The sequence below is a fragment of the Bacteroides sp. RTP31139st1_H2_RTP31139_211217 genome (assembly GCF_040227615.1).
Taxonomy (GTDB): domain Bacteria; phylum Bacteroidota; class Bacteroidia; order Bacteroidales; family Bacteroidaceae; genus Bacteroides; species Bacteroides uniformis.
This window is the reverse complement of the sequence record NZ_JBCNZM010000258.1, coordinates 570-4,065: the sequence shown is the minus strand read 5'-3', so window position 1 is coordinate 4,065 and position 3,496 is coordinate 570. Positions and strand designations below refer to the sequence as shown.

The 3,496-nt window shown below is 48.9% G+C and carries 2 protein-coding genes and 1 pseudogene; 1 reads left to right on the top strand and 2 read right to left on the bottom strand.

The genetic code is table 11. The features are described 5' to 3' along the window. Positions 1-560 precede the first annotated feature (560 nt). Positions 561-1,136, top strand: coding sequence for an HdeD family acid-resistance protein (locus ABUA47_RS23420; RefSeq protein WP_005837311.1), 576 nt, complete (start codon positions 561-563; stop codon positions 1,134-1,136). Between the two features lie 85 nt (positions 1,137-1,221). Here ABUA47_RS23420 and ABUA47_RS23415 read toward each other — a convergent pair whose 3' ends face one another. Together ABUA47_RS23415 and ABUA47_RS23410 are read right to left on the bottom strand one after the other, a co-directional pair. Beyond that, positions 1,222-2,520, bottom strand: coding sequence for a S28 family serine protease (locus ABUA47_RS23415; protein ID WP_035448683.1), 1,299 nt, complete (start codon positions 2,518-2,520; stop codon positions 1,222-1,224). 180 nt (positions 2,521-2,700) lie between these two features. After that, a pseudogene (locus ABUA47_RS23410) lies at positions 2,701-3,496 on the bottom strand (glutamine synthetase type III); the annotation flags it as partial.

Sequence of the window (3,496 nt, the reverse complement as noted above, 5' to 3'; positions counted from 1 at the left end):
GAAAAGAGCCCCGTCGCTTGGTGCGACAGGGCTCTTTTTGTTTTTTACTATATATTACATATATACATACGAGCGCTGCTCCCTTACGACTGTCGGAGTTGTAACGGGTGCCACCACCAATATGTATTTACTAACATTGTTTTCATTGACTTTTTTTGTTTTATTAGGGGCAAAGACAGTGCAAACCGAATGTATAATAAAATGAACTTGTTCATTTTTTATGCTGAGGTGCAGCCTGTCTTCGTTTTCGCGACAAATATAAGCACTTTGTTTTAACTGCCAAAATAAATATGACTTTTTTTCTGGATAAGAACATTTTTCTTGAAATATTGTTCTTATAAGTGTAGTAAAAACGAATATTCATTCAAAAAAAGAAAGGAACAAACTATGAATAGAAAACATTTAGTTGCCATAGGCGTAGTTATTGCTGTACTATTGTTATTATACTGGCTCTTTGTGGCCGAAGATATGAATGCCTGGCTGAATGTAAACTGATTTTTCGGGATTTTCGTGTGGAGTTATTCGGATAAAGATGTATCTTCGCAAAAAAACATAGACTCATGAAAGGATTAAGTTACTCATTTTTGCGTGCGATATGTGCGCTGGTTATCGGTTTGGTGCTGGTGATGTTTCCCGACCAGGCCGGTGATTACTTTGTGATTACGATAGGTGTCATTTTCCTGGTGCCTTCGCTTGTCAGCATCATAGGCTACTTTGCACAGAGCACGGAGATGCGCAGCCGTTTCCCTGTCGAGGGGGTGGGCAGCCTGCTGTTTGGCTTGTGGCTGATTATCATGCCCGGTTTCTTTGCCGATTTGCTGACATTTGTATTGGGATTTATCCTGGTGATGGGAGGAGTGCAACAGATTGCCTCGCTTTCCGCTGCCCGTCGCTGGATGCCGGTACCGGGAGGTTTTTATGTGGTTCCGGTATTGATTCTGCTTGCCGGCTTGGTTGCGCTGTTCAATCCTACGGGAGTACGCTCCACGGCATTTATCATTATCGGTATCAGCAGTCTGGTCTATGCGGCTTCGGAACTGCTGAACTGGTTCAAGTTTACGCGTCGCCGCCCGAAGACACCGGATGCTTCAGTAAAGGCAGTGGACGATATTGAGGATGCACAAATTATAGAATAAAAAAACAGACCATCTGTTGAGGTTGAACAGATGGTCTGTCAGGAGTAAACGGATGGTCTGTTCATGCCACACGGACCATCCGTTTTTATTGTTTCAACCATTCATTTATCAGCTCCATCACTTGCTTCTTTTCCTCTTCGGGCAGTGTGCCGATGCGTGCCCGATGGCTTCCGCCGGGCTCTACGAATACATGGATGTTCTTCTTCCCTTTCAGCCAGGTCACTCCGGCAGCCGTCCACGGGTCGTTCTGTCCGTAGATGAATATCATTTTCGGGTCATTCTCTTTTAGGAACTTCGTGATTTTCTTGCTTAGGGTCTTGTCGAAGGGCATGTCTTTCAGCTCTTCGGGAAGCATCAGACGATGCAGGTAATCCTTGCTCGATTGGATGGAAAGATACTTCTTGAAAGGCTTCGTATCGTAGCCGTAATAGCCCAGTTCGCGGGCGGCCTGCACGAAGAATGAGGCTGTGGGACTGTCGGCAATGAAGTAGTCGGGATTACTGATGTCGAGCAGATGGGCAAATATCTCATCGTCCGAGGCCGTGGTGGCAGGGATGCTGCTGACGGGAGTTCCCCACTGCCAAAGGGCAAAAGAATACTCCAGCACGCAATAGTCGTATATCTCTTCAACGGACGCACGGAACTTGAGTCCTTTTTCATTGCAATATTTCTCAAAGCGGGGGAGCAGTGCGGCTTTCCGTTTCAACACTTCCAACTGGAAGTCCTCAATCCGTTTGCGGTCCTCCGGAGTAGACACTTTCCTGAGGAAAGGCTCGTGGCGTCCGTCTTCCGCCCCGTAGCAGAGCGGAGCTACATAAGGCACGGAAATATCCACGTCGTCCGGATAGAACGTGCGGTAGAGCAGGGTAGTCTGTCCGCCCTTGCTGATGCCGGTCGCAATCCATTTGCCGGGATAGATGCTTTTAAAGGCGTTGCGGACGGCGTGCAGGTCGTCGGCAGAATTCTCGGCGGTGAGGTATTGCCAGTCTTTGGGCTCAGGGGTGGATTCCAGGAAATAACGGTATTCCACAAAAATCATGTTGGCATCGAGCAGCTCGGAAAGTTCCTCGCGATACTTGGGATTGAGGGCATAGGCGGCTCCATAGCCTTCGGTTACAATCACCGTGGGACGGTCGAAGCCGACGTGGGAGACAATCACGCGCTGGCGGAAACTGCCCTTTTCGGGACGACGGTGGTCCAACGGCTGGGTAAAATAGGTTACATACTTCTCGGAGAACCGGGTGGACTCCAACGGACGGGTTTCCGTAATAGCGGAAATCCGACCCAGTTTTTGCTGCAGATCGGTTTGTGCCGGGGCAGCAGCCGCAACGAACAGCAAGGCAAACAGCAGGAACGCTGCATAGCAGTTACGTAAATTCTTCATGATGACAGGATTGTTTTATCTGACGGGCAAAGATAGGTTATTTCCCGCTTACCGCCAACAGTTGGCATGGACGAAAAAAGAGAGAGAACTGCCTCGCGGCACCTCTCCCCCCTGCAAACTTAAAACAACCAACAAAAGAATGAGATAGGGATTAAGGATTCATCCTTCATCCTTCATTTTTCATCTTATAAACAGTAACTCGCGATATTTGGGCAACGTCCACATCTGATTGTCGACGATGAGTTCCAGCTTGTCGATGTGGTAACGGATTTCCTCCATCATCGGTACGATGTTGTCGTGGTAGGCGATGGCTTTTTCACGTTCACTCTCAATTCTGTTGGCCACTTTGCGCGCCTCGATCATGGCATCCACATGCTCCTTGATGAAGGCGGTACGGTCGGCAATCTCTTCGATGAGTTCCAGATTCTTGGCAGACAGTTTTGCAGCCTTCTCTGCGGAGAACAGGTCTTTCATCTTGTAGACGTTGTCAATCAAATCCGACTGATACTGTGTAGCTACGGGGATAATGTGGTTCATGGCCAAATCTCCGAGCACGCGGGCTTCAATCTGTATTTTCTTGGTGTACATTTCCCATTTCACCTCGTTACGGGCTTCCAGTTCCTTTTTCGTCATGACACCGATGGACTCGAACATCCGGATGCTCTCCGGTTTCAGGTAGTTGTCGAAAATGACGGGAACACTTGTCTCGCAGTCCAGACCGCGGCGGGCTGCTTCGGCTTTCCATTCATCGCTGTAACCGTTGCCGTCAAAGTGGATAGGTTTGCAGACTTTGATGTACCGGCGGATGACTTCGAGGATGGCGGAGATTTTCGGCTCACCCTTTTCAATCAGTTCGTCCACATCTTTCTTGAATTCCGTTAACTGCTCGGCAAGGGCGGAGTTCAGCGCAATCATGGCACTGGCGCAGTTGGCCTCGGAACCCACGGCGCGGAACTCGAAGCGGTTGCCGGTGAAG

Coding starts and splice junctions, on each gene's coding strand:
- ABUA47_RS23420 (WP_005837311.1), top strand. CDS start 561: ATGAAAGGATTAAGTTACTCATTTTTGCGTGCGATATGTGCGCTGGTT.
- ABUA47_RS23415 (WP_035448683.1), bottom strand. CDS start 2,520: ATGAAGAATTTACGTAACTGCTATGCAGCGTTCCTGCTGTTTGCCTTG.